The sequence below is a fragment of the Nesterenkonia aerolata genome (assembly GCF_031470965.1).
GTDB lineage: Bacteria > Actinomycetota > Actinomycetes > Actinomycetales > Micrococcaceae > Nesterenkonia > Nesterenkonia aerolata.
The window spans coordinates 23,093-46,350 of the sequence record NZ_JAVKGR010000007.1 but is presented as its reverse complement, the minus strand read 5'-3'; the positions used below and the strand labels follow the sequence as shown (position 1 = coordinate 46,350).

Genomic DNA, 23,258 nt, shown 5'->3' with positions numbered 1-23,258 from the left:
TCAGGGCCTCAGCGCCTCAGAGCCACCCGCGCTCGACGGCAACGCGCACGGCATCGTGGCGGTTATCTGCCTCAGTCTTACCGATCGCAGACGACAGATGATTGCGCACAGTGCCCTCGGTCAGGTGCAGTCTCTGGGCCAGCTTTCGTGTGGTGCCGCCCTCGCGGGCCGCGCGCAGCACCTCCTGCTCACGTTCTGTGAGCGGATTGATGCCACCGGCCAGCGAGTCCGCCGCCAGCGTCGGATCCACCACACGCTCCCCCGCCGCCACTCGGCGGACCATCTGGGCCAGCTGAGCCGCAGGAGTGTCCTTGACCACGAACCCGCTGGCACCGGCATCCATCGCCCGGCGCAGGTATCCCGGACGCCCGAACGTCGTGACGATCAGACTCTGGCACGCCAGCGACGACTCACTCACCTGCCGGGCCGCCTCAATCCCGTCCAGACCGGGCATCTCGATATCGAGCAGCGCGACGTCGGGCGATTGCTGACGCACTGCCTCCAGCACCTCATCGCCACGGCCCACTTCGGCGACGACCTCCAGATCCGGTTCCAAGGACAGCAGAGCCGCTAGTCCGCCCCGCACCAGGTCCTGATCATCGGCCAGCAGCAGCCGGATGGACCCGGACGCCCTGCCTTCTGTCTGTGTCACAGTCGCACCTCGATCCTCGTGCCGATACCGTCTTCGCCCGGCCCGGCCTCCACCTGGGCCCGGGCCGCTCTGACCCTCTCCCGCAGGCCCCGCAACCCGTGTCCTGCCGCGCCCTCGGCCTCCTCCGGGAGGCCGACGCCGTCATCGGTGATGCTGATCCGCCCCGGCCCCAGCTCCACGCGGCACCGCTCGGCCCCGGCATGGCGCAGCACATTGGTCACTGCCTCACGCAGCGTCCAGGCCAGCAGCCGATCGTCGTCGTCGATCTCCGCGGGGGCTTTCTCAGCCTTCAGCTCGAACTCGACGCCGGCGGCCTCCAGTGCGGTGCGCACAGCCTCCACCTCCGTCTCCAGCTGAGGAGTCCTCAGCCGGGTCACCGTGCTGCGCACCTGGCTCAGCGATTCCCGGGCGAGCGTGTCGATCTGCGCCAGCTCCTCCTTGGCGCGGACCGGGTCATCATCGATGAGCCGGCCCGCCAGCTGCGCCTTGATCGAGAGCACTGTGAGCGAGTGGCCCAATACGTCGTGAACGTCCCGGGCGATGGCACTGCGCTCCTGGGCCTGCCGCAGCTGCTCCTCATCCCGCCGCTGCCGCTCTTCATAGTGTTCGGTCATCCGGATCACCACGATGAACAGCACGCCGACCCCGGGCCCGCCCACCAGCCACCAGGAGGGCAGCCCCCAGATGGCTGCGGCGAGGAAGCTCGGGCCCAGCCACAGCACGACACCCACGGGGATGCCGTCCCGCGGTGAGAGGCAGAACGCCGCCAAGGCCGTGAGATACGGGGTCATCCCGATGACGAAGCTGCCCGCCGCGATGCCAGTCAGCCCCATGATCGCCATCAGCAGTGCCACTGCACCGACGAGCTGCCCATTGCTGGGGCCTGCGTTGGATTCCACAGCGGGCATCCAGCGGCTCATCAGCGTCATGTAGACGAGGATGAAGGCCGCGAGCATCGCGTAACCGAAGACCCGGACCCCCGCAGTCTCACCGACGGTGTAGACGCCGACGCCCACCGGAACCAGGAAGACCAGCCAGACCGCGGCATAGAGCATGTCCAGCGGGAATCCGGCACCTGCTTCCCGGGTGTCAGTCTCAGTGCTCGTCATCTCATCCTCCTCGGGTGGTCTCGGGCGGTTGTCGGTCGCGTGGTCAGGGGCTGTCGGGCTCGGTCTCATCGTCGCATGGTGGCCCGGCGGCCCAGCATCAGGCACAGCAGGCCGAAGATCAGCGCCCAGACTCCGACGTTGAGCAGGATCCCCCATAGCGGGTCGGTGTACTGCTCCCCGGACATCGTCACACCGCCGCCATCACTCAGCGGATAGCGGGCCAGGGCGACGGTCCCGTACATCGGGGTGAAGCGGGCGAAGTCGAGCAGGGCGCCGTCCAGCGGGGCGAAGGCGTTGCCCAGGAACCCCAGGATGACGAGAAACCCGGAGGCCGCGCCAACGGCGGCATCGGAGCGGAAAGCCAGCCCGGCGGCCAGCCCGTAGAGCGCGAAGGGCAGCGCACCCACCACGGTCAGCAGCGCACTCTGCACCCAGACCACCGGCGTCATCTCAGCCGTGGTGAAGAGACCGACGACGTTGAGCACCACCACCGCACAGGAGGCCATGATCAGCGCCGTCACCGTCTTAGAGACAACATACATCCCGTGTGGCAACGAGGTCATCGCCAGCTGGCGACCCCACCCCTGCTGCAGCTCGACGGCGGCGGCACCGGCCAACGAGGTGGTCGCCATCGCGGCACCGTAGGAGGCCATCGCGATCATCGTCCAGGCGCTGACATTGCCGTCACCGACGGACTCATCCGCCCAGCCGGTGTTCACGCCGAAGAAGATGTAGAGGGCGGTGGGCAGCATGATCACGAAGAACGAGTTGCCCATGTTGCGCAGGTTCCGCCAGAAGTCCATGGCGGTGTAGGTGATGAGGCTCATCGCTGCGTCTCCTTCTGGTGTGCGTGCTGGGATGCATCCTGAGATGTGTCCTGGGACGTGTCCTGTGACGCATCTCCGGTCAGCGTCATGAACGCCTCCTCCAGCGAGGCCTGGGTGACGGTGATGCTGTGGGCGTCAGTACGGGTGAGCAAGTGCCGGGCCAAAGTGTCGGCATCGTCGGTGCGCAACTTCACCTGCGAGCCGATACGTGCGGAGTCCGTCACGTGGGGGAGCCCGCGCAGCTGTTGCTCCGTCGGAGACCAGGTCACCACCACATGGGCTGAGGCCGCCTGGGCTCTGACCTCATCGGTGGGCCCGTCGGCCAGCAGCCGTCCGCCACCCAAGAGCACAGTGCGGCGGGAGAACTGCTCAGCCTCTTCCAGGTAGTGGGTGGCGAACAGCACCGTGGTCCCAGCCTCGGCTTGGGTGTGCATCCGCTCCCAGAACTCATGCCGAGCCGAGACGTCCATTCCTGCGGTCGGCTCGTCCAGCACGAGCAGATCCGGTTCCGGCAGCAGCGCCAGGGCAAACTTGACCCGCTGCTGCTCGCCGCCGGAACACTTGCCGATGCGCCGTCGGGCGATGCCGGTGAGCCCGGCGGTCTCCATGACCTCCTCGACGGGCGTGTGGGACCGGTGCAGGGATGCGACCATGCGGATCGTCTCAGCGACGGAGAGATCAGGCAGCAGCCCGCCGGTCTGCAGCAATGCACCGACTCGGCCGTTCTGCACGGCCTTCTTCGGGCTGGTGCCGCCGATGCGGATCCTCCCGGTCTCGGCAGTGCTGAGCCCGAGGATCATGTCCAGCAGGGTCGTCTTCCCGGCCCCGTTGGGCCCCAGGACGGCGACGACCTCCCCCGGTGCCACAGTCAGGGAGACATCGTCGACGGCGACCACCCGGCCACCGGATCCTGGAAAGCTGCGAGTGACCGACTCCACCGAGACCATCGGTTCCCGGCTGGCCGAATGCTGCGGCGCAGTGTGCTGTGAGATCGTCATGACACCAGTCTCTGGCGCAGCAGCGACAGGACCCCATAGCCGGTGTCATGGATCGGCCATGACGAATGTCAGGGGTTCAGAAGAAGCTCTGGAGAGAGGTTGAGCACGCGCAGCCGCGCGTGGGAGACGATCTGCTCATCGCTGAGTGCGGCCACCGCCCCGGCGAGGTCGTCGCCCTCCACTCCCCCGCGCGGCAGCGAACTCGACAGCGGCGCATCGGTCAGGGGCACGTCGATCACGGTCACCGAGGCCGGAGTCAGCGGGATGAATCGGCTGCGGTCGATCAGACCCATCGATTCGAACAGCACACGCAGCGCCGCCCCGTGGGAGACCGCTACCGCAGTGCGGACCTCGAAGCTCAGATCCGGTGAGGCCGTGGGTTCCACCGTCGCGGTCTGCCGGACGATCTCGCAGAAGGCCCGCCCCATCCGAGCAGCGAGCATCTGCTGGGACTCGCCGCCTTCAGGGGTGAAATCACCGGAACGCCACTGGGCGAACTCCTCCGGCTTGGAATCTCTGATCTCGGCGGCGTAGGCGCCCTCCCAGACCCCGAGGTTCTGTTCCCGCAGCTCGTCCCAGATCTGAGGGGACCCGGCAGCACCGGCGCCGTCGAGGCCGAACTGCTCGTAGGTCTGCTGTGTGCGCACCAGAGAGGAGACATGACCCAGCTGTGGCTGCTGCGCACGGACGAACGCCCCGGTGGCAGCGGCCTGCCGACGTCCCGACTCAGCCAGGGGGATATCGGAATGCCCCTGCAGGCGGTGGTCGCGGTTCCAGTCGGTCTCACCGTGGCGGCACAGCAGCACGCGGATCATGGGGCGGGGTCCCTTCGTGGGCGACGGAAGTGGTGTCGGAGTTCATCGTGTCATAGGCCGGTGCGATGCTGGGGCTATGGATTTCTTGGTGTTCTTTCTCGGTGCACTGATCGGTCTCGTCCTCGGTGCCGTGCTCGCCCTCCTGATGCTGCGCCGTACCCGGCTCGACGGCCCCGGGGTGGAGGAGGTGACCGAGCTGCGGGAGCAGTTGGCCGGCGCGCAGGCGGAGAACCGGTTGCTGCACAGTCAGCGGCAGGCCGAGGAGGAGTCGGAGACGGCACGCGAGACCGAACGGGAATCGCTGATCGAGATGCTCATCCCGGTGCGGCAGTCGCTGACGACGATGCAGCAGCAGATCCAGACGATGGAGCGCGAGCGCGCCGCCCAGCACAGTGCGTTGACCGAGCAGCTGAGCACGGCGGCGAAGTCTGATCAGCTGATCATCGAGTCCACCCGCGCGCTGATGGGAAGCCTGCATTCGACCACTGCTCGGGGCCACTGGGGTGAGGTGCAGCTGCGCCGGGTGGTTGAGGCCGCCGGGATGATCCCCCACGTGGATTTCGCCGAGCAGCACACCGGGACCGACGTCGACGGGGCCGGACTGCGCCCGGATATGGTGGTCCACCTGCCCGGGGAGCGTCAGCTCATCGTCGATGCCAAAGCACCGTTGGCACCGGATGATCCGGCCGCACAGGCCAAGGCGCTGCGTGCCCGGATCGAGGAGCTGGCGAAGAAGCGCTACTGGGAATCCGTGGACCTCTCCCCCGAGGTGGTGCTGTGCTTCGTCCCCGCGGAGTCTCTGCTCTCCTCGGCGTTGACCGCAGATCCGAGCCTGCTGGACCACGCGATGACCCGCGGAGTCAGCCTGGTCTCCCCGGCCTCTCTGCTGGCGGCGCTGAAGGCGGTGGCGGCGGCCTGGCGGCAGGAGCGGATGGCGCAGAACGCCGGGGCCGTGGTGGAGGCCTCCCGGGTGCTGCACCAACGGCTCAGCACCCTCGGCGGTCACCTGGACCAGCTCGGCCGTGCCCTGAACCGTTCGGTGGATCAGTACAACCGGCTGGTCGGTTCCCTGGAGCGCAGCGTCTTCCCCCAGGTCCAGCGGATGCGTGATCTGGAGGTCCGTGCCGCCGACGGCGAGGACCACACCACACCGGACTGCCTGGCTGAGGCAGAGCCTGAGACGACTCAGGCCCCGCCCACACGTCATCTCGACGCTGCGGTGCGGGGCCTGACCCGGGAGGAGCTGAGGCTCAGTAGCTCAGACCGAACACCCAGACCACCAGAGTCATCGACACCAGAGTGATCACCATGACGGCGACGATGTTCAGCCATACCCCGCCACGGACCATCTGGCCGACCGTCACATAGCCGGAGCCGTAGGCGATGGCATTCGGCGGGGTCGCCACCGGCAGCATGAACGCGCAGGTGGCAGCCAGCGCCACCGGTGCGGCGAGCATCAGTGGCTCGATGCCGGTGCCCATCGCCACGCCGGAGGCCACCGGAAGGAAGGTCGCGGCGGTGGCCGTGTTGGAGGTCATCTCGGTCAGCAGCAGGATGCCCACGGCTGCGATCAACACCAGCACCCACATCGGGACTCCAGCCAGACCCTCCACGGCGGAGCCCAGCCACTCGGAGAGCCCGGAACCGGAGAACTGACCGGAGAGCGCCAAGCCGCCGCCGAAGAGCAGCAGCACGCCCCAGGGGAGCTTCGCCGCGGTCTCCCAGTCCAGCAGGCGCACGCCCTTGGCCGCGCCGCCGGGTAGCAGGAACAGCAGGGCAGCCACGGCCATAGCGATACCGGCGTCGGAGATGAACGGATCCTCCAGCCCCATCAGGTACTCGGAGATGAGCGGGACGAAGACCCACGCCAGTGCCGCGAGCACGAAGATCGATAAGACCCGTTTCTCCCCTGAGCTCATCGGCCCGAGCTTGTCCATCTCCCCGCGGATCAGGTCGGAGCCGCCGGGCACTTCGGTGATCTCGGGGCGGAAGAGCACTTTGGTCAGCAGGAACCAGGTCGCGAAGAGCATGATGACTGCGATGGGTACACCCACCAGCATCCAGTGACCGAAGCCGATGTTCATCCCGTGCTCAGTGGCCATGTGCCCGGCCAGCAGCGTATTCGGCGGGGTGCCGATGATCGTGCCCAGCGAGCCAACGGAGGCCGCGTAGGCGATGCCCAGCATCAGCGCGGTGCCGAAGTTCGACTTCACCGGCTGCTGCGTGGTGACCTCGGCGGCGTCGGTGTCCTCATCGGCGGTGCGGCCGTCCGCCGAGTCGGCACCGTCGGCGGTGTCGCCTTCGAGATCCTGGCCCTGCTCCTTGAGCACACGGTTGACCAGCATCAGCACGGAGATACCGATGGGCAGCATCATCACCGCGGTGGCGGTGTTGGAGACCCACATGGAGATGAAGCCCGTAGCGATCATGAATCCGGCGATGAGGTTGACCGGTTTGGATCCCATCAGCCGCAGCGTGCCCAGCGCGATCCGCCGATGCAGGTTCCATCGCTGCATGGCCAGGGCGAGCATGAACCCGCCCATGAACAGGAAGATGATGTTATTGCCGTAGGAGGCACCGATGTCATCGACGCCGACCCCGGCACCCTCCTCCGTCTCAGCGGCGGGGACGAGCACCGGGAAGATGATCAGCGGCAGCAACGCGGTGGCCGGGATCGGGATGGCCTCGGTCATCCACCACACGGCCATCAGCACAGCCGTGGCCGCGGTCAGCCGAGGCCATACGTCAAGGTCCCCGGGCATGATCGCGTAGATCAGCACCGCCCCGAGCACACCGCCGATGAGACCGATGAGGCGCCGGACCAGTGCCGACCGAGGCACAGGTTCCGCCCGGGAGCCTTCGGAGAGCTCTCGTTCATCCTGGGCGGCGCGGCGGCCAGGATCGTATTTCTTCAGGTGGTCGCCCTCGACGCGGGACCGGTTCTCGGCCATGGCTGTGCTCCCTCACAATGTTCCCTCGGTGCGTGATACCGAGCACATTCTACGGGACGTAGAGGACGCCGGGGAGCCGGGTCGATAGCCAGCGCGCCGTCAGCGCGAGCGGCGACGGCCACCCCGGCCGACGTCGTCGTTCGCCTCGACCTCCTGCAGAGCCTTGCGGATCTCCTTGGGCAGGGAGAAGACGATGTCCTCCTCCGCGGTGACGACCTCCTCGACGTCGCCGTAGCCGTAGTCCTCCAGCAGCCGCAGCACCTCTCCGACCAGGACATCGGGCACGGAGGCCCCGGAGGTGACTCCGATGGTCTGGGCGTCCTGGAACCAGGTCTCATCGATCTGCGCGGCGAAGTCCACCCGCTCGGCACGCCGGGCACCGTATTCGAGGGCGACCTCCTTGAGCCGGACCGAGTTCGAGGAGTTCGCCGAGCCGACCACGATCACCAGGTCAGAGTCCGGGGCCACCTTCTTGATCGCAGCCTGCCGGTTCGATGTCGCATAGCAGATGTCATCGCTGGGCGGGTCCTGCAGGTTGGGGAAACGCTCCTTCAGCCGGGTGACGGTCTCCATGGTCTCGTCCACTGAGAGCGTGGTCTGAGACAGCCAGACCAGCCGGTCCGGGTCCTTCACCTCAATCTGATCGACTTCCCAGGGGCCGTTGACGATCGTGGTGTTCTCCGGGGCCTCCCCGTAGGTGCCCTCGACCTCTTCGTGGCCATCGTGGCCGACCAGCAGGATCTCGTAGTCCTGTTTGGCGAACCGGACAGCCTCGCGGTGGACCTTAGTCACCAGCGGGCAGGTCGCGTCGATGGTCTGCAGCCCGCGGTCCTCGGCGCTCTGCTTCACCGCCGGGGAGACACCGTGGGCGGAGAAGACCAGCAGGGCGCCTTCGGGCACTTCGTCGGTCTCTTCGACGAAGACCACGCCCTTCTCGGTCAGCGTCTCCACCACGTGCCGGTTGTGCACGATCTCCTTGCGTACGTAGACCGGCGGACCGTACCGCTCCAAGGCCTTCTCCACGGCGACGACGGCTCGGTCCACTCCGGCGCAGTACCCTCGTGGGGCGGCCAGCAGCACTCGGCGCTCCCCAGAGAACGTCGAGGCTGCGGCTATCTCCTCCGGGGCGCGGCGTTTCGGCGGGACGATCGGCGTAGGGATCGAGACGTGCCGAGGGCGTGCAGGGGCATCCGACGTCACGGGGGTAGTCATGCGGGCAATTCTACCGGCCAGCCCGGTCTGCCCGCAGTCAGACCCTGCTCAGATGCGCGTGCTCCGGATCGGTGGGCACCTGCGATGCCTGCCGGCGTCGTCTGTTCCAGTGCCCGTTCGAGCTCAGTGCGGCTCCCAGCAGACCACCGATGACGAGCACCGCCCCCGCACCGAGCCCGACCCACCATGTAGGTTGCGCCCACTGGCGCACACCAGCCTCCACATGGGTGAGGATCGCACCCGCGGCCTCGGAGAGTTCGGGGGGACGGTCGAACTCTGGGGCGGCCGGGACCAGCGCCATCCACAAGCAGATTCCGCTGAAGACCAACCCTGCCAGGGCCAGCCCGATCCAGCGGCTGCGTCCGCCGCCGATCAGCACCCCGAGGCCCAGCAGCAGGGCCGAGACCACGGCGAAGACCGGCCAGTATCCGCTCAGCTGCACCACCGCGGCCCAGATGTAAGGGTCGGCGTCGTCGTCGATGCCGGCGTCGAGATCCACGACGACCTCCGGGGCCAGCCCGTCGAAGGAGGACTCCTCCACCCCGGGGAGCCAGCTCAGCCCGGAGGAGAGGTCCTCACGCAGCGAGGAGGTCATCTCCTCGACCACCGGGCTCAGGTCCACCTCAACGGTGATGTCATCAGCGGTACCGGTCCCGCCGTCGGCGAAGAGCTGTTCCAACTGGGCGGCGTAGTCACGGCGGGTCTGCTGCAGCACCTCATCCCAGGGGCCCTGCATCTGCGCGGAGTCCAACATGGAGAGCACCGTGCTGTGGATGGCGCTGTCGATCGGTCCGGGCAGGGAGACCGGCAGCTGCTCGTCGAGGCCCTCGGTGACCATGTCTGCGGCGGCTTCGCCGAAGTCCGGTTCAGCCGGAATGTCTCCGGCGATCTCACGGATCGGCTCCTCGCTGTGGGCCAGGGCGTTCACCTGGTGACCGGCCAGGGCCGCGGCGGCCAGCACGGCAGCGACGAGCAGGCTCAGGATGCTCAGCAGGTGGCGCATGATCGGGTGTGGTCCTTTCAACGGTCCAGGCTGTGGAAGAGGCCGCGGCGGATGTCCTGTGGAGAACCCCGGGTACCGGGGCGGTCATGAGTAGAGTTGTCCCGGAGAAGCGTTGACAGCAGCCGAGGATACCGGCCTGTGCTGAATGACCGGTGAGAGGGTTGGACGATCGGTGGGAGGGAGCACTGTGGCTGAGGCTGGGACGCCAGAGGATCCGCAGGAGTCGGGCACGGGTCCAGGCACTGGGGCAGGTGCCGAATCAGGCGCTGGGTCAGACGCTGGGTCACGGACCGGGTCAGCCGGCGGGCTGGCCGGTTCCTCAGTGGAGACGACGGCGGAGAACCCGTGGCCGCTGAGCCACTTCTCGGGGAAGCTGAAGGCCCATATCGAGCGGGTGCCGCCGACGTGGGTCGAGGGCGAACTGGTGGAGTTCACTGTACGCCGCGGCAATGCGTGGATGACCCTGCGAGACCTGGAGCAGGAGGTCTCCTTCACCGCGGTGGCTTGGCGCCAGACGGCCTCGGCGATCGACGGATTGGTCTCCCCCGGCTCTCGGGTGGTCGCCCAGGTACGGCCCAATCTGTATGAGAAGTCCGGTCGGCTGTCCCTGGTGACCCAGCAGATGCGTCCAGTCGGGTTGGGCGATCTGCTGGCCCGGGTGGAGCAGCTGAAGAAGCAGCTCGCCGCCGAGGGGCTGTTCGCCCCCGAGCGGAAGAAGCCGCTGCCGGTGCTCCCGGGCAGGATCGGGCTGATCACCGGCCGCGCCTCGGATGCGATGAAGGACATCCTGCGCAATACGCATGCCCGGTGGGCCGCGGCCGAGTTCGAGATTCGTGAGGTCGCCGTCCAGGGGCCCTCCGCACCGACGGAAGTCGTCGAGGCGCTGGCCGAGCTCGACGCTGACGAGCGGGTGGATGTCATCGTCATCGCCCGAGGCGGTGGTGCGCTCGAGGAGGTGGTACTGCCGTTCTCCGACGAGCGGATGATCCGTGCGGTGTCCCGGGCGCAGACCCCGGTGGTCTCAGCCATCGGGCATGAGGCCGACCGTCCGCTGCTCGATGAGGTGGCCGATGTGCGGGCTTCGACCCCGACCGGGGCGGCGAAGCTGCTGGTGGTGGAAGAGACCCAGGAGCGGGAGGCCATCACCCAGGCACGGGCGCGGATGTCGGCCGGTGTGGAACGGCTGATCGGCCGCGAGCAGCAGTGGCTGGAGACGATCCGCTCGCGTCCGGTGATGGCGCGGCCCGAGACGATGGTCACCGTGCGGGCTGAGGAGCTGACCGGGCTGCGGCGTCGGGCGCTGGTGTCGATGGAGGCGCGGCTGGACCGCGGCCGGGACTGGGTGGAGGCCGCCCGCGCCCGGGTGACCGCGCTGTCCCCGCAGTCGACGTTGGACCGCGGATACGCGGTGGTGCAACAGCACTCGGACTCCGATGCGCTCGACGAGCAGGGCACACCGAGCGCTCGTGCGGGGTGGGAGATCGTCCGCGATGCCTCGCGGGTCCCTGCCGGAGCTCCCTTGCGGGTCATGGTGGCCGACGGGGAACTCACCGCCCGAGCACTGCGGAGCCTCGACGCCGACGGCAGGTGACGCGCCGGTGACGAGGCCGGGCATCGCAGAGAACGCACGGCACCTCACGGAACTAGCGAACAGGGAGATATTAAGGAGCATCATGACCCAGGAACAGGACGCCGGGCAGCAGGATCGGCAGGACGAACAGGGGTTCGCCCAGGTGCGGACCGAAGATATCGAGACGATGAGCTATGAGCAGGCCCGCGAGGAGCTGGTCTCCGTGGTCCAGCAGTTGGAGACCGGCGGGGTGCCATTGGAGCAGTCGCTGGCGCTGTGGCAGCGCGGCGAGGCTCTGGCCGACCGCTGCGAGCGGTGGCTCGACGGTGCCCGCTCCCGCCTCGAGGAGGTCCGGCGCAGCCTGGACGACGATGACGAGCAGACCACGAGCGCTTAGACCCCACCACGAGGTCTATGCCGGTGACTACACGATGACTAAGCGCTGACTACACCCTCGCCCGGGCGTGAGCGTCCCGGTAGGAGGCCAGGAAGTCGGAGATGCCCTCGACGGCGATCTCCAGCTCCTCCACCGACGGCAGTGTGACCAGGCGGAAGTGCTGGTCATCGATCCAGTTGAAGGCCCGGCCGTGGGAGACCAGGATCTTCTGCTGGCGCAGCAGCTCGATGACGAACTTCTCATCGTTGGGAATCGGGTAGATCTCCGGGTCCAAGCGGGGGAACAGGTACAGCGCGCCGTCGGCCTGCTCCACGGTCACGCCCTCGATCTGCGAGAGCAGGTGGTAGGCGGTGTTGCGCTGTTCGTAGAGACGCCCACCAGGTTCGATGAAGTCATTGATGGACTGGTACCCGCCCAATGCGGTCTGGATGGCATGCTGGGCCGGCACGTTCGGGCACATCCGCATATTGGACAGCAGCGTCAGTCCTTCGAGATAGTTCTTGGCTCGCTGCTTCGGCCCGGACATATAGATCCACCCGGAACGGAACCCGGCCACCCGCCAAGTCTTGGAGAGCCCGGAGAAGGTGATGGTGAACACGTCGTCGGAGAGGGTGCAGGCGTTGATGTGCTCGGCGCCGTCGTAGGTGATCTTCTCGTAGATCTCGTCCGAGAGCAGGATCAGGTTGTGCCGGCGAGCGATGTCGACCAGGGCTTCGAGGATATGCCGGGGGTAGACCGCGCCGGTCGGGTTGTTCGGGTTGATGATCACCAGGGCCTTCGTGCGGTCGGTGACCTTCGACTCGATCTCCTCCGGGTCCGGGTACCAGTGGTTCTGCTCATCGCAGATGTAGTGGACGGCGCGCCCACCGCAGAACGTCGTCGCCCCCGTCCACAGCGGATAGTCCGGAGACGGGATGAGCACCTCGTCACCGGGGTTCAGCATCGCCTGCAGCACCATGGTGATCAGTTCCGAGACCCCGTTGCCGAGGATGACGTCTTCGACGTCGGCGTCGGTCATCCCCCGGGACTGGTAGTACTGGGCCACGGCGATACGCGCCGAGTAGATGCCCTGGGACTCTGAGTATCCCTGCGCCTGGGGCAGGTTCTTGATCATGTCCACCAGGATCGAATCCGGCGCCTCGAAGCCGAACGGCGCCAGATTGCCGATGTTGAGCTTCGTGATCCGGTGCCCGGCGGCCTCCATCCGGGCCGCCTCCTCAGCGATGGGACCGCGCACGTCGTAGCGCACACCGCGCAGCTTCTCGGACTGGAGAAAATCGCTGTATTGGTCCATGGATCAATACTGCCTCATCTGCACCGCGGCGCGGAACACCTCGGGCAGGGCGCGCCGGATCAGCCCCAGTCCTCCGGCTCAGCGATGATCTCCTCACTCACCAGCCAGTACTCAGCGGCCTCTTCGGGGCTGAGCCCATCGGGGCCGTCCAACAGGCGCTGGATCAGCCTCAGCGCGTCCTGGTCAAGGCTCTCCGAGACCTCCGCGGCGACGTCGGGGATCTCTTCGGCCACCGAGGTCTTGGCCACCGGCAGGTACTGCTCCGTGGGGAAGGCGCCGCGGGCATCCTCCACCGAGACCAGCGCGTAGTCATGGATCTGCGGGGTGGAGCTGCTGACCACCGCGGCATCGATCTCGGCGGTGATCAGCTGATCCACCAGATCCTCCGGTGCGGCAACGCTGAGCTCCTCGGGCTCGCAGTCGTACCTCTCAGCCAGGCGATGCTCGATCTCGGGCAGTGCCTCGTCCACTCCCAGGCGTTGCCCGTGGCAGGCGTCGGTGAAGGATTCGGCATCGGAGGAGCCGTCGAGGTCGATGCCCTCGCCCTCGGCGGTCACCGTGGTGATCACGAGTGTGCTGTCCAGCTCACCGGCTGAGGGGGTGAGGACTTCGGCGCCGTCTAAGGCCTCTTCGATCAGTGTGGTGAGATCTTCGGTGGACGTCGAGGCTGCGGCCGTAGTCCCGTCCGGTTCGGCCAGCTCAGCGAAACCGTCCGGATCGAGGGTTTCGGCCAGAGCCAGGGAACGGGAGACGACGAGGTCATAGGAGGCGACGTCGTCAGTGCCGTCACCGGCCACCTCACCCTCAGATGAGGAGAGCTCCGCCGCCAGCTCGGCAGAAGCCGTCTCACCGGTCTGCACCACCGCCGGAGCGTCCCGGGAGTTCAGTGCCAAGGAATAGGCATAGGCCACAGCCTGATCCACCGGGTCCTGCCCGACGGCAAGACGCCAGGCGTCCTCCGCCGCCTCCCCAGTGGGCTCCTGCCCGGCAGGTGGGCCGCCGCAGGCCGCCAGCACCAGGGAGAACAGCCCCGCGAACAGTCCCGTCAGCGGCCTGCGGACAGAGAAATTCCGCACCGGCACAGGCCCTGCACAGCTCTGCATAGACGCTGTACCCCCAGCATCACGCGCCCAGGCGGCAGGCGCCGTGATGAGGGCCGGAGAAGTCATGGCCGCCATTCTACGGACACCGCAGCGCCATCCCATCTCAGCGCCATACCCCGATACATAACCCCGGTACCGAGTCTCACCGTGCCGTAGGCTGGTGAAGATGACCGGTGAACACGCAGAATCTCAGGTGGAGATGCCCGGCACAGCACCTTTGGCCACACGTCTGAAAGCTCTGCTGCACGCTCCCCAGGTCACCGAGACCACAGCGAAGACCGCACGAGGGTGGATCGATCTGGCCTATGAGGCCGCCTACGGCGAACGATACGCCGCAGCCGCCGACGCCGCCCGCGCAGGACTGCAGGCACCCGGAGGCGACACCTCGGAGAATCGGCTGATGCTGCTGCGTGTGCTCTCTGGAGTCCACGAGATGCGCGGAGACTCCGACGCCTCCGCTCCCGTCCTGGCCGAACGGATCGCCCTGCTGCGCCAGCTGGGGCGGACCCGGCAAGCCCGCATCGAGGAGGACCTCGGGGCGATGCTGCTGCGCGAACCCGATGCCGTCGAAGGTGAGATCCTCTCCCGGGTCGCCGAGGAACTGCGCGCCGAGGACGCCGAAGCCGGCTCCGCGGGCAGCCTGGTGCTCGCCGATGTGCTCTCCTCCCTGGCCGTGCGCACCCTGCATGACTCCGGACCCGAGGCCACACTGCCGCTGGTGAAGGAGAGCTGCCGGATCCTCGCCGCCCATGACCGGCAGGAGGCCCTGGCCGGGGCCCGCATGTTCCTCGCCCACAGCCTGCTGCTCGCCGGAGAGTCCGAGGAAGCGCTCTCCGTCGCCGAATCGGTGCTCGCCGCCCCGGCGAACCGGGCCGTGCGCGGTGCGATGCAGATGCTGCGCGCCACCGTCCACCACGGGCAGGACCGCACCGCCCAAGCCCTCGAGGAAGCCGTGGCCTCTGCGGAGCTCTACGCTGCCTGCGGAGTCCGCCGGGGCTCGGCCTCGGCGGCCGCGTTGGTCGCCGGACTCGCCTCGGCCGTCGAGGACGAGGAATCTGCGGTGCTGGCCTGGCAGGTGGCAGTGCAGCAGGCCGAGCTCGGAGAGTTCCCGGAGGCCGCCGTCCTCTCCCTGGCGCTGGGGCAGCAGCTGCTCGAAGGCGACGAATACCGTGAGGCCGAGAAGGTCCTGGACCGCATCGTCTCCCGGGGCCAGAATCTGCAGGACTCCTCCACCCGGGGCAAGGCGCTGATGGGGCTCGGCCACGCCGTCGCCCAGCAGAAACGCCCGACCGAAGCCCTGGCCCACTGGCAGGAGGCCGCCGAGATCTTCCTCAACGACGATGAGCCCGACGAAGCGGCCCGCGCCCACCTGGCCGCCGGCGCGCTCTCAGCCTCCCTGGAGAAGCTCGAGACCGCCCGCGAACACTACGAGATGGGCTTAGAACTGGCTGAACAGTCCCAGGAGGACCCAGCCGTGCTGGTCCAGGCACTGCACTCCCTGGGCCACCTGCTCACCCGGGAAGGTGACTCCGCCGGCACCGCGCACCTGGACCGTGCCCTGTCCCTGGCCCAGGACCACGGCACGGACTGGCTGGTCGCCGATATCACCGACTCCATCGCCCGCGGGCTGATCGCCCTGGGCAACGGCACCGGCGCCGTCTCCCGCGCCCTCGACGCCGCCGATCTCTTCCGCACCGCCGAGGACGCCCGCTCCGCGGCGAACGCGGAGATCTTCGCCGGTCAGGTGCTGCTGCAGATGGGCCGCGCCGATGAGGCCGAAGCGATCCTGCGCATGGCCGTCTCCGACGTCGGTGAGGAGGACGACCTGGTCGCCGAAGCCCTCGAAGGCCGGATCGATGCGCTGATGCGTCAGGACAAGGCCGAAGAGGCGGCCCGACTGCGCCGTGACCTGACCCGGCTGAAACGCCGCCGCCAGGCGTGATGGCAAGCACTACTCCTCGGCCCCGACGTCGGCCGCTGAGCAACCTGCCGGTGCGCACCCGCGTGCTCACCTCGATGGTGCTGGTCTCCCTGCTGGTCCTCGTCCTCGCCGGCGGTGCCGCCTACCTGCTCCAACGCATCGACACCCACCGCAGCATCGACGACTCCCTGGAACGCAGCGCCGTGGAGTTCATCCGGATCGCCGAGACCAGCACCGACCCGCAGACCGGCGAGTCCTGGCGCAGCGCCGACCGGCTGATCTACTCGGCGATGATGCAGACCATGCTCGCGGAGAACGAATCGATGGTGGCCCTGCGTGAAGGCGAGGTCACCTGGACTCCGAACGAACGGCAACCGGTCCGCCTCGACGAGGACCCGGAGTTCCTCCAGTGGGTGCAGGATCAGGCACCCATCACCGAACGCAGCATCCGCACCGTCCAGACCGAGGAATCCAGCTACCGGGCGGTGATCCTGCCGGTGCTCTTCCCCGAAGACCGCGCCGAGACCCTGTTCGTCCTCGCCGCAGACACCGACGCCGAGATGGTCACCCTCAATCGCACCTTCGCCACCTACTCGGGGGTGGGCGTCGGGGCGCTGGCGGTGGCGGCACTGCTGGGCTGGCTCACCGTGGGGCGGATGCTCTACCCGGTGCGTCGGCTGCGTGAGACCGCCCAGTCGATCACAGAGACCGATATCTCCGGACGCATCGAGGTGACCTCCCACGACGATCTCGGAGAACTGACCGTCACCGTCAACGCGATGCTTGATCGGCTCGAATCCGCTGTGGTCTCCCAGCGGCGGCTGCTCGACGACGTCGGCCACGAGCTGCGCACCCCGCTGACCATCGTGCGCGGTCACCTCGAGCTGGTCGACCCGGAAGACCGCGACGACGTCCTCGCCGTCCGGGAGCTCTCCCTCGACGAACTCGACCGGATGGGGCGGCTGGTGGAGGATATGCTCACACTCGCCAAATCCGAGCAGCGAGACTTCCTCTCCCCCGCACCCACTGATGTGGCGGCACTGACCCGGCAGGTCGCCGAACACGCCGCGCAGCTGGGCAACCGCCAGTGGCGCACCGAGTCCGCCGCAGAGGCCACAGTCCCCCTGGACGCCCAGCGGATCACCCAAGCCTGGTTGCAGCTGGCCCATAACGCCGTGCGGTTCTCCCAGGAGGGGTCGGAGATCGCACTGGGCTCAGCGATCAACCGGAGGCCCGACGGCGGCTCACGGCTGGACCTGTGGGTCCAGGACGCCGGGGCGGGCATCGCGGAGGCGGACCGCGAGCGGATCTTCGAGCGTTTCGCCCGGGGTGCTGAGGCGCCGCGGGCCGAGGGGTCGGGGCTTGGGCTGACCATCGTGGCCAATATCGTCGCCGGCCACGGCGGGGAGATCCGCGTGGACTCCGTCCCCGGGGCCGGTTCCCGGTTCACGATGCAGATCCCCTACCGCGTCGGTTCACGTGAACCCACCTCCCAGCCGACTCACCCGCCGTCCCGAGACCCGTCCGCCCCATCAGCAGAGAGGCCCTGATGAAGCGTATCCTGATCGTCGAAGACGAACCCCGCATCGCCTCCTTCGTCGCCAAAGGACTGAAATCCGCCGGATACGACTCCCAGATCGCCACCACCGGCCCCGAGGCGATCGTCGCCCTGACCAACGGGCAGTTCGATCTGATGATCCTGGACTTGGGACTGCCCAGCATGGACGGCTACCAGGTGCTGGAGCGTCTCCGCTCCGCCGGTGAACAGCTGCCGGTCATCATCCTCACCGCCCGGTCCTCCGTGGAGGACACCGTGCAGGGGCTGAGCTCCGGGGCGCAGGATTACATGTCCAAACCGTTCCGGGTGGAGGAGCTCATCGCCCGGGTGGCACTGCGCCTTCCGGCCGAGGAACCGACCACCGCCCCGGCCGGGCACACCGCAGAGCCTGCCCAGGAGCTGAGCCAGGACGGTCTTCATCTGGATCTGCGCACCCGGCAGGCCCATGTGGACGAGGAACCGGTGGAGCTCTCGGCGCGCGAGTTCGCACTGGCCGAAGTGCTCCTAGACCACCCGCGGCAGGTGCTCTCCCGGGAGCAGCTGCTGGACCTGGTGTGGGAATCGACGACGGAGACCTCCTCCAACGTCGTCGACGTCTACATCCGCTACCTGCGCACCAAGCTCGGCGCTGAGCGCATCGTCACCGTCCGCGGGGCCGGGTATCGGCTGGCCACTGCGGAAGAGCTGGGCCGCGGCTGACCGTGCCCAGGAGCGCCTCAGCGCAGCTCAACCGATGTTCGGCCTCCTGACGCCAGGTGCTGCGCGAGGTGTCCCGCGCCCCCGCCACCAGGGACAGCGCGACCGCCGCGGAGCGCAGCCGCAGCCCGTGCGGGTCCGTCCGCTGCGCGAAATCCGCGGCGAACCGGGAGAAGGCCGCCGGTGCATGGATATACCGCGCATCCACGGCCGGGAGCACCGCCAGATGCCCGAGGAAGCAGGCGAGATCATCGATACGGCGGCCCGGGCCCAGGGAGTCGACGTCGAGGAGGCTGGAGACCGCACCATCCTGCATCAGGATATTGGCCTCGTAGAAGTCCCCGTGGGTGGGCACCAGCGGACCAGTCTCGGTCAGCGGCAGCTCCGCGGCGATCCTCCCGGACAGAGCCTGGATCCGCTCGGCGCATTCCGGCAGGGCGGAGACCGCGGCGTCGGTGTAGGAGTCGAGCTGGTCGCTCCAGGACGGACGCTGGGCCAGGGTGAGCACCTGCTCCGGAAGCCCGTCGAGAAGCTCGACGAACAGCCCTGGTGACAGTTGGGCCGCACCGTCGGCGAGAAAAGCCTCCGCCAGAGGTTCCCCACCACCGTCGGGCAGGGCGAGGACATCACAGTGCGGACGATCCACCGGCATCGGCACCGGCAGGCCGGCCTCGGCGAGCATCCGGTGCCGATCATCGAGGCGAGCTGCGGCGCCACGGCGCAGCGCTTTGAGGAACACGCGCTCGCCGTCGTCGAAGATGGCGAGGATGACAGCCCGGCGCAGCGGCCGGTAACTGATGGTCTCCAGGGAGAGCAGCCCACGGCCTCGACCCCACTGCTGGACCACGGCGGCCGGATCTGCGGCGAGGTGGAAGCCGGGCAGCTCCGGATCGGCCGGATGCCGCCAGATGTGCAAGGACCCCACCTCAGAGTCCACCACTGTGACCGTGCTGCGGTCCTGCACCGCTTCAGTGGTGACCCCCAGGAAGAGGTGCTCGACGCCGACCTGCCGAGCCGGACCCCCGGTGCTGGCCCCAGAGACCTCAACCCGGTAGATCCCGGTGACTCCCGCACCGGGACGATGCTGGATGCTCTCCCGCCGAATTCGGCGGGGCATGATCCCCAGGCCCCGGAGAGCTGTGCGCACCGGCGCGTTGACCACTGAGGACTGCAGATAGGCCAGCTGATCGGCCTCTGTACCGGACACGGGGTGCGTCGTCTCCGAGGATCAGGCCCGACGGCGCCTCAGCACGGCATCCAGATCCAGTGCCTGCTGCCCGGAACCCCGATGCGGTGCCGTGGAGAACGCGGGGATCTGTGAAGCTTCCGCGGCGGAGGCGGCGTGGGCGGCGTGGGCGGGCTCGGCGTCGCCGCGGTTGAGCCGGACATCGCCGCTGGGGACCGGCTGCTCGGGACGCAGCGGCTCGGGCAGCGGCCGGGTGACCTTCTCCGCGTCGAGATACTTCGGCCGCGGCACCTCACGCGGACGCCACTGACCACTGGCGTCTGCCGGGTGAGCAGTACGAACCGTGTGAGCCGTGTGAGCCGTGTCCTGAGAGGCGGGCTCCGCCGGGGTGGCCTGAGGAGCGCGCTGGGGTGCAGCCTGGGCGGTCGCCTGCGGGGCGTGCGCTGGGGTGCTCTGCAGCTCCGGCTGGTCTCCGAAGGTCTCGGCCAGGTCCACCGGCAGTCCGTCGGCGTCGATCTCCTGCAGCGAGCGGGGACCGCCGGAGCCGCGGGCATCGGAGATCATCGCATCGAAGGGGGCCGCCTGTTGGGCGTGCAGCGTGTGCGCAGTGGTCGGTACGTGCGGACGGCGCTGTGCGGCGGCCTCCTCGGAGCTCAGCGTCGGATTCATCGCCTCCGCCAGAGCCGCATCGAGCTGCTCGCGCCGCTCTCCGCGGCGTCGGGTCACCGCCATCGCGCGCAGTCCGACGATGGCGGCGGCGAAGACCAGCAGGGCGATCAGCGGGATCGTGAAGGTGATCGTCCCGGTCGCCGCGATCACGGCGGTGACCACAGAGGTCACCAGGGCGAGCACACCGAGCAGCGCGACGGTGGCACGTCCCCAGCGCACGCTGAAGGAGGCGGTGGGCTCCCGGGTCGCAGCCGCGGGAGCCTCGACGACGGGTTCCCCGGCGGAGGCCGCGGGGGCCTCGCGGGTCTCTGGTGCCGCGAGCGCGGTGCTGGCTCCACCGCGCTGAGTGTTCTCTGACATTGGTGCCCTTCGTTCTGCTCGTCCCCTCCGTGGGGTCCGGGGCCGCCGGAGCCGTCGGAGACGGGTGATCGTGGGGTGCATGAGACGGGCCGCCGTCCACGGGGACGCCGGCCGTTCAGGCAGCCGCTGGGCTCGGATGATCAGCGCAGCCAGGAAGAGCCCGGCGGCGAAGGCGAAGAGCACCGAAGAGTGAATGGGCAGATCGGGGATGACGGTGAGCATCGTCGTCTGGTGACGAGATGCGCCCAGTATCACCGCTTCTCCCTTCCCTGTCCCTCTATCGGCGCCCGCTGTCCCCACCCGTCGGGGGATCCGCTGATCGGAGGCTTCAGCCCATCCTAATGGATTCCCAGGGTCCTTCCACCTTTGGGCAGCGGGTGTCCAGAAACAGCTCCTCAGAGGCGAGCTGTGACCCTGGATCTTGACTGCGATCGTGACCGTGGATCGTGGCCCTCCATCATGACCGTCCATGCAGGAGAGCTGGTCCTGACGCCTCGAGACTCAGGCCGGGAGTGTCCAGCCGCGCGGCTCCTCGGCGGTGATCGCGAAGATCCGGTGATCGGCCCACTGCCCGCCGATGTGCAGGCACCGCCGCCGCAGCCCCTCTTCACGCAGACCGAGCTTCTCCACCACCCGCAGGCTGCGCAGGTTCTCCGGGCGGATCGCGATCTCCACGCGGTGCAGCCCGCGGACGTCGAAGAGGTGATCGATGGCTGCGGCCACGGCCGTGGTCATGATCCCGCGTCCGGCATGGGCCTCATCCATCCAGTAGCCGATGCTGGTGCTGCGTGCCGAGCCTGCCACGATGGGCCCAACGGTGAGCTGGCCGACCAACCGGAACTGGCCCGTCCCTTCCGACGCATCGGCACCTTCTGGTGCATCGGGGGAATCCGGCGCGAACCAGATGAGCCAGGGTATCGAGGCCCCGCGCCGGGCCTGGGCAAGCAGGGCACGGGTGCTGGCGCGGAAGCCCGCCGCATCGGGCCGGGTCCGCGGGTCCTCCGGAGTGGTGGCGGCCCAGGGGGCGAGCCAGTCCTCGTTGCGGAGCTGAAGGGCCAGGTAGCGGTGCTCATCGGCCAGGCTCAGCGGCCGCAGCAGCACGCTGCCCACCCGAGTCCGTGCGTCCACACTCACCGGCCAGGACCGTTGAGCCCTCACCATCCTGACGGCTTCATCCCGGCGGGGCCGAGCGCCGCCGCGCCTGGCCCCGTAGCCCCACCGCCGCAGGAATCCCATCGAGCCGCCGTTCACCCCTTCTGCAGGGCGAAGCGCAGCGTATCCAGGCCGAGCATACCCAGCTGCAGCACCTCCGTGTGGAAGCCCCGCAGATCGAAGGCCGCGCCGTCGGCGGCCTCACGCTCAGCACGCAGCTGCTCGAAGACACGCTGGCCGACCTTATAGGACGGCGCCTGGCCCGGCCAGCCCAGGTAGCGGGTGAACTCGAAGTCGAGCTCGCCCTGCGACACCGGCAGATGATGTCGCAGGAAGGCGTAGCCGGTCTCCGCAGTCCAGGCCTTCCCGCCCCACGCCTCCGGGGCGGTGAACCCGCAGTGGACGCCGATGTCGAAGACCACACGGGCCGCGCGCATCCGCTGCATGTCCAGCATGCCCATCGCATCGCCGGGATCCTGCAGATAGCCGAGCTCATCCATGAGCTTCTCGGCGTAGAGCGCCCAGCCTTCTGCGTAGCCGGAGACCATACAGCCGTTGCGACGCCAGGAGTTCAGCCGGTCCCGGATCATCGTCGCCGTGGCGATCTGCAGGTGGTGGCCGGGCACACCCTCGTGGTAGACGGTGGTCGTCTGGGACCAGGTGGTGAAGGAGGTCTCGCCCGGCGGCACCGACCACCACATGCGGCCCGGGCGGGAGAAGTCCTCACTGGGTCCGGTGTAGTAGACGCCGCCGTCCTGAGTCGGAGCGATCAGGCATTCCAGCCGGTCCATCGGCGCGGGGATGTCGAAATGGGTGTCCTTGAGCTCGGCGACGGCGCGGTCGGAGAGGCCCTGCATCCACGCGCGCAGCGCCTCAGTACCCTCGATCTGCCGAGCCGGGTCCGCGTCCAGGATCTCCTTGGCCTCAGCGATGTCGGCTCCCGGGCTGATCTGTGTGGCAACACGCTGCTGCTCAGCAACCAGCCGGTCCAGCTCCTCCAAGCCCCAGGCGTAGGTCTCCTCGAGGTCGAGCACTGTGCCGGTGAAGGTCTGGGAGACGAGCTGGTAGTGCTCGCTGCCGACGGCGTCGGCCTGAGGAGCCTGGGGCAGCAGCTCCTCGTCGAGTCGGGCCGCCAGCGCCTCGTAGGCTTCCGCAGCGGCCCCGACGCCGTCGAGCACCCGATCTCTCACGGCCTCATCGACGTCGGCCCGCTCGGCGGCGGTGACGAGAGCGGCCAGGGCGCCGTCGGCGCTGGCATAGTCACGGCACTGCCCGGCAACGGTGCTCACCTGCCGCGCGGCAGGGACCTGCCCGTGGGAGGCAGAATCGCGCAGCGACTCCCAGTATCCCTCCAGGGCACCGGGGAGGTTGTGCAGGCGCCCGGCGATGCGCTCGAAATCAGCGTCACTGGACTGCGGCATCAGCTCCAGCACCATGCGCACTGCCTGCGGTGCGGAGGCGAGGTTGTTCAGCTCCGTGCGGCCGGTCTCGTGCAGCGTCACCGCCAGGCCCAGCCGCTCGCGCATCGCGTGCAGGGTGACCTCATCGGTGTGATCGGCCGGGCGCAGCGTCTCAAGACCGCGCAACGTCGCACGGTCCAGCTCGGCCATCGCCTCGGCACCGGCCGGTGAATAGTCAGCGTATTCGGTCTCGACTCCGGTGCGGCCGAGGATCGTGGCCTCTTCCGGGCGCAGCGCGAGGAATCTCTCGAAATAGTCCTCCGCGCAGGCGTCGACAGCGGTGGGGGTACGCGAGGGTTCCGGTGCGGGGCTCATCCTGTCATCG

20 protein-coding genes are annotated in these 23,258 nt (G+C 68.4%); 6 read left to right on the top strand and 14 right to left on the bottom strand.

Annotated elements, in window-relative coordinates:
- Positions 1–16 precede the first annotated feature (16 nt).
- The 5 genes from RIL96_RS07390 to RIL96_RS07370 all read right to left on the bottom strand — a co-directional run bounded on the left by RIL96_RS07390 (position 17) and on the right by RIL96_RS07370 (position 4,401).
- A complete protein-coding gene (locus tag RIL96_RS07390) occupies positions 17–652 on the bottom strand; it encodes a response regulator (RefSeq protein ID WP_310548375.1) in 636 nt (211 codons plus the stop codon).
- The gene (locus RIL96_RS07385; protein WP_310548374.1) at positions 649–1,761 is read right to left on the bottom strand and encodes a sensor histidine kinase; all 1,113 of its coding nucleotides are present in this window, start codon (positions 1,759–1,761) and stop codon (positions 649–651) included. Before RIL96_RS07385 ends, RIL96_RS07390 begins: the two co-directional genes overlap by 4 nt.
- 65 nt (positions 1,762–1,826) lie before the next feature.
- On the bottom strand, positions 1,827–2,588 hold the full coding sequence (locus RIL96_RS07380; RefSeq protein ID WP_310548373.1) for an ABC transporter permease: 762 nt from the start codon (positions 2,586–2,588) through the stop codon (positions 1,827–1,829).
- Entirely contained in the window at positions 2,585–3,586 is a 1,002-nt protein-coding gene (locus RIL96_RS07375) for an ABC transporter ATP-binding protein (RefSeq protein ID WP_310548372.1), read from the bottom strand. The genes RIL96_RS07380 and RIL96_RS07375 overlap by 4 nt, the downstream gene beginning before the upstream one ends.
- Positions 3,587–3,654: 68 nt before the next feature.
- Positions 3,655–4,401, bottom strand: coding sequence for a histidine phosphatase family protein (locus RIL96_RS07370; RefSeq protein WP_310548371.1), 747 nt, complete (start codon positions 4,399–4,401; stop codon positions 3,655–3,657).
- A 76-nt stretch (positions 4,402–4,477) separates the two neighbouring features.
- Here RIL96_RS07370 and RIL96_RS07365 point away from each other — a divergent pair, with 76 nt between their 5' ends.
- A complete protein-coding gene (locus tag RIL96_RS07365; protein ID WP_310548370.1) occupies positions 4,478–5,704 on the top strand; it encodes a DNA recombination protein RmuC in 1,227 nt (408 codons plus the stop codon).
- On the opposite strand, the gene RIL96_RS07360 is transcribed toward RIL96_RS07365, so the two are convergent.
- The 3 genes from RIL96_RS07360 to RIL96_RS07350 form a co-directional block, all read right to left on the bottom strand.
- Positions 5,652–7,352 carry an SLC13 family permease gene (locus RIL96_RS07360; protein WP_310548369.1) on the bottom strand — a complete coding sequence of 567 codons (1,701 nt, stop codon included), beginning with the start codon at positions 7,350–7,352 and terminating at the stop codon, positions 5,652–5,654. The two genes, RIL96_RS07365 and RIL96_RS07360, sit on opposite strands and share 53 nt — an antisense overlap.
- Positions 7,353–7,451: 99 nt before the next feature.
- Positions 7,452–8,564, bottom strand: coding sequence for a 4-hydroxy-3-methylbut-2-enyl diphosphate reductase (locus tag RIL96_RS07355; RefSeq protein WP_310548368.1), 1,113 nt, complete (start codon positions 8,562–8,564; stop codon positions 7,452–7,454).
- A 37-nt stretch (positions 8,565–8,601) separates the two neighbouring features.
- Positions 8,602–9,567 carry a hypothetical protein gene (locus RIL96_RS07350; RefSeq protein WP_310548367.1) on the bottom strand — a complete coding sequence of 322 codons (966 nt, stop codon included), beginning with the start codon at positions 9,565–9,567 and terminating at the stop codon, positions 8,602–8,604.
- A gap of 187 nt (positions 9,568–9,754) precedes the next feature.
- Here RIL96_RS07350 and xseA point away from each other — a divergent pair, with 187 nt between their 5' ends.
- Both xseA and RIL96_RS07340 read left to right on the top strand, forming a co-directional pair.
- Positions 9,755–11,158, top strand: a complete 1,404-nt coding sequence (gene xseA / locus RIL96_RS07345; RefSeq protein ID WP_310548366.1) for an exodeoxyribonuclease VII large subunit — start codon at positions 9,755–9,757, stop codon at positions 11,156–11,158.
- 82 nt (positions 11,159–11,240) lie between these two features.
- A complete protein-coding gene (locus RIL96_RS07340; protein ID WP_310548365.1) occupies positions 11,241–11,534 on the top strand; it encodes an exodeoxyribonuclease VII small subunit in 294 nt (97 codons plus the stop codon).
- Between the two features lie 49 nt (positions 11,535–11,583).
- On the opposite strand, the gene RIL96_RS07335 is transcribed toward RIL96_RS07340, so the two are convergent.
- A complete protein-coding gene (locus RIL96_RS07335) occupies positions 11,584–12,828 on the bottom strand; it encodes a pyridoxal phosphate-dependent aminotransferase (protein WP_310548364.1) in 1,245 nt (414 codons plus the stop codon).
- A 59-nt stretch (positions 12,829–12,887) separates the two neighbouring features.
- On the bottom strand, positions 12,888–13,997 hold the full coding sequence (locus tag RIL96_RS07330; RefSeq protein ID WP_310548363.1) for a glycine betaine ABC transporter substrate-binding protein: 1,110 nt from the start codon (positions 13,995–13,997) through the stop codon (positions 12,888–12,890).
- Between the two features lie 100 nt (positions 13,998–14,097).
- Here RIL96_RS07330 and RIL96_RS07325 point away from each other — a divergent pair, with 100 nt between their 5' ends.
- From RIL96_RS07325 to RIL96_RS07315, 3 genes are read left to right on the top strand one after another with little or no spacing between them, the layout of a single operon-like run.
- Complete coding sequence (locus tag RIL96_RS07325; RefSeq protein ID WP_310548362.1) at positions 14,098–15,873, top strand: tetratricopeptide repeat protein; 1,776 nt, start codon at positions 14,098–14,100, stop codon at positions 15,871–15,873.
- Positions 15,873–17,402: a sensor histidine kinase gene (locus RIL96_RS07320; RefSeq protein ID WP_310548361.1), complete on the top strand. Its 1,530-nt coding sequence runs from the start codon at positions 15,873–15,875 to the stop codon at positions 17,400–17,402. Before RIL96_RS07325 ends, RIL96_RS07320 begins: the two co-directional genes overlap by 1 nt.
- On the top strand, positions 17,402–18,109 hold the full coding sequence (locus tag RIL96_RS07315) for a response regulator transcription factor (RefSeq protein WP_310548360.1): 708 nt from the start codon (positions 17,402–17,404) through the stop codon (positions 18,107–18,109). Before RIL96_RS07320 ends, RIL96_RS07315 begins: the two co-directional genes overlap by 1 nt.
- Here RIL96_RS07315 and RIL96_RS07310 read toward each other — a convergent pair.
- The 4 genes from RIL96_RS07310 to RIL96_RS07295 all read right to left on the bottom strand — a co-directional run bounded on the left by RIL96_RS07310 (position 18,051) and on the right by RIL96_RS07295 (position 23,248).
- Positions 18,051–19,313 (bottom strand): phosphotransferase, encoded by a 1,263-nt coding sequence (locus tag RIL96_RS07310; protein ID WP_310548359.1) that lies wholly within the window; start codon positions 19,311–19,313, stop codon positions 18,051–18,053. The genes RIL96_RS07315 and RIL96_RS07310 overlap by 59 nt on opposite strands.
- A 21-nt stretch (positions 19,314–19,334) precedes the next feature.
- Positions 19,335–20,576, bottom strand: coding sequence for a hypothetical protein (locus tag RIL96_RS07305; protein WP_310548358.1), 1,242 nt, complete (start codon positions 20,574–20,576; stop codon positions 19,335–19,337).
- Positions 20,577–20,822: 246 nt separating this feature from the next.
- Positions 20,823–21,449 carry a GNAT family N-acetyltransferase gene (locus RIL96_RS07300; protein ID WP_310548357.1) on the bottom strand — a complete coding sequence of 209 codons (627 nt, stop codon included), beginning with the start codon at positions 21,447–21,449 and terminating at the stop codon, positions 20,823–20,825.
- A 119-nt stretch (positions 21,450–21,568) separates the two neighbouring features.
- Positions 21,569–23,248, bottom strand: a complete 1,680-nt coding sequence (locus RIL96_RS07295) for a DUF885 domain-containing protein (protein ID WP_310548356.1) — start codon at positions 23,246–23,248, stop codon at positions 21,569–21,571.
- Positions 23,249–23,258 lie beyond the last annotated feature (10 nt).